The sequence below is a fragment of the Kitasatospora sp. NPDC001095 genome (genome assembly GCF_053598615.1).
On the sequence record NZ_JBSFKQ010000125.1, the window covers coordinates 1 to 3,174 of the forward strand.

General features: G+C 75.0%; 1 protein-coding gene. It reads left to right on the forward strand.

Going from position 1 to position 3,174, the window contains the following annotated elements:
- The coding region (locus ACWDBB_RS36070) for a type I polyketide synthase (protein WP_449793630.1) at positions 1–3,174 on the forward strand (3,174 nt) is incomplete at both ends.

The following is a 3,174-nucleotide window of genomic DNA, read 5'->3' on the forward strand; positions in this document are numbered from 1 at the left end:
GTGCTGCGGGCCAAGGCCGAGTCGGCGCGCGTTCTGCACGAGTTGACGGCCGGGCTGGACCTGGACGCCTTCGTCCTCTTCTCCTCCACCGCCGGGACCTTCGGCGCCCCCGGCCAGGGGAACTACGCGGCGGCCAACGCCTACCTGGACGCGCTCGCCGAGCAGCGCCGGGCCGCCGGCCTGCCCGCCACCTCCATCGCCTGGGGCGCCTGGGACGGCGGCGGCATGGCCACCGACGACGCGGCGGTGCGGGCCCGGCTGGCCCGCACCGGAGTCCCGGCGATGCCGCCGGCGCAGGCGCTCGCCGCGCTGGAGCGCTGCCTGGCGCAGGGCCACGGCGCGGTCTCGGTGGTCGACGTCGACTGGGAGCGCTTCGTCCCCGGCTTCACCGCGACCCGGCCCAGCCCGCTGCTCGCGGACCTTCCGGAGGCCGCCCCGGCCACCCCGGCCCGGGGCACCGCGACCGCCGCCGGGGGCGAGGACGCCTCGGCCCTGCACCGGCTGCGCGGGCTCTCCCGGCCCGAGGCCCGGACGGCGACCCTGGAACTGGTCCGGGAACACGTCGCGGCCGTGCTCGGCCACGCGGGCGCCGACGCCGTCGGCGAGACCAGGGCCTTCAAGGAACTGGGCTTCGACTCGCTGACCGCCGTCGAACTGCGCAACCGCCTGAGCGCCGCCACCGGCCTCAAGCTGCCCGCCAGCCTGGTCTACGACCACCCGACCCCGGCGGCGCTCGCCGACCGGCTCACCGACGAACTCCTCCCCGACACCGCCGAGTCCGGCACGGCCGGGCAGCTCCCCGCGACGGCGGCGGACGAGGACCCCGTCGCGATCGTGGCCATGTCCTGCCGCTTCCCCGGCGGCGTGGACAGCCCCGAGGCCCTGTGGCGGCTGATCGCCGCCGAGGGCGACGTCGTCACCGGCCTGCCCACCGGCCGTGGCTGGGACCTCGACGCGCTCTACCACCCGGACCCGGACCGCAAGGGCACCTTCTACGCCCGCGAGGGCGGATTCCTGCACGAGGCGGGCGAGTTCGACGCCGCGTTCTTCGGCATCCCGCCGCGTGAGGCGCTCGCGATGGACCCGCAGCAGCGCCTGCTGCTGGAGACCTCCTGGGAGGCCTTCGAGCGGGCCGGCCTCGACCCGCAGTCCCTGCGCGGCAGCCGGACCGGCGTCTTCGTCGGTACCAACAGCAACGACTACGTGACCCTCCTCCAGCAGTCCGACGAGGACCTGGAGGGCTACCTGATGACCGGCAACGCCGGAAGCGTGCTGTCCGGCCGCCTCTCCTACTCCTTCGGCCTTGAGGGCCCGGCGGTGACGGTGGACACCGCCTGCTCCTCCTCGCTGGTCGCGCTCCACCTGGCCGCGCAGGCGCTGCGCAACGGCGAGTGCTCGCTCGCCCTGGCCGGCGGTGTGGCCGTCATGTCGACGCCGGCCGCCTTCGTGGAGTTCAGCCGCCAGCGCGGCCTCGCCGAGGACGGCCGCTGCAAGGCCTTCGCCGCCTCGGCCGACGGGACGGGCTGGGGCGAGGGCGTCGGCATGCTGGTGCTGGAGCGCCTCTCCGACGCCGAGCGCAACGGGCACCGGGTGCTCGCGGTGGTGCGGGGCTCGGCCGTCAACCAGGACGGTGCCAGCAACGGCCTGACCGCCCCCAACGGGCCGTCGCAGCAGCGGGTGATCCGCGCGGCGCTGGCCGGCGCCGGGCTGTCGGCCGCCGAGGTCGACGCCGTCGAGGCGCACGGCACCGGCACGGTGCTGGGCGACCCGATCGAGGCCCAGGCGCTGCTGGCGACGTACGGGCAGGAACGCACCGGGGAACCGCTGTGGCTCGGTTCGGTGAAGTCCAACCTGGGCCACACCCAGGCCGCCGCCGGTGTCGCGGGCCTCATCAAGATGGTCATGGCGATGCGGGAGGGCGTGCTGCCGCGAACCCTGCACGTCGACGAACCGACCCCCGAGGTCGACTGGACCTCCGGTGCCGTCGAGCTGCTGACCGAGGCCCGGCCCTGGCCGGAGCCCGGCCGACCCCGACGGTTCGGCGTGTCCGCCTTCGGCGTCAGCGGGACCAACGCGCACGTGATCGTCGAACAGGCCCCGGCCACCCTGCCGGACGCCGGACAGGCGGTGCACGAGGACTCCGGCGAGGACGGCCGGGCGGTGCCCGTCGTGCTGTCCGCCCGGACCGGCGCCGCGCTGCGCGCCCAGGCCCGCCGACTGCTCGACCACCTGGACGCCGACCCCGGGCTGAGCCTGACCGACACCGCGCGGGCGCTGTCCACCGGGCGGACCGCCTTCGAGCACCGCGCCGCCGTGGTGGCGGACAGCCGCGACGCGCTCGGATCCGCCCTGCGGGCGCTGGCCGAGGGCGGTACGGCCGCCGGGCTGGTGACGGGTGCCGCCTCGGGCGGCAAGCTGGCGTTCCTGTTCACGGGGCAGGGCAGCCAGCGTCCCGGCATGGGGCGTGAGTTGTACGAGGCGTACCCGGTGTTCGCGGAGGCCTTCGACGCCGTCTGCGCTCGGGTCGAACTGCCGCTGCAGGAGGCCGTGTTCGGGGAGAATGCGGACGTTCTCGCCCGCACCGAGTACACGCAGGTCGCGCTGTTCGCGGTGGAGACCGCGCTGTTCCGGCTGGTGGAGAGTTGGGGGGTCCGTCCGGACTTCCTGGTGGGCCACTCGATCGGTGAGATCGCGGCCGCGCACGTGGCCGGTGTCCTGTCGCTGGACGACGCCGTCACCCTGGTGGCGGCGCGTGGCCGGCTGATGCAGGCGCTGCCGGAGGGCGGCGCGATGGTGGCGGTCAAGGCCGCCGAGGCCGAGGTGCTGCCGCTGCTCACGGACAGCGTCAGCATCGCCGCGATCAACGGGCCCTCCTCCGTGGTGATTTCCGGCGACGAGGCCGAAGTGCTGGCGATCGCCGCGCAGTTCGAGAAGACCAAGCGGCTGAGCGTTTCGCACGCCTTCCACTCGCCGCTGATGGACGGCATGCTGGCGGACTTCCGCCGGATCGCGGAGGGCCTGACGTACAGCGCCCCGCGCATTCCGGTCGTCTCCAACGTCACGGGTGCCCTGGCCACCCCCGAGGAGCTGTGCTCGCCCGAGTACTGGGTGCGCCACGTCCGCGAGGCCGTCCGCTTCGCCGACGGCATGCGCGCCCTCGAAGCCCAGGGCGTC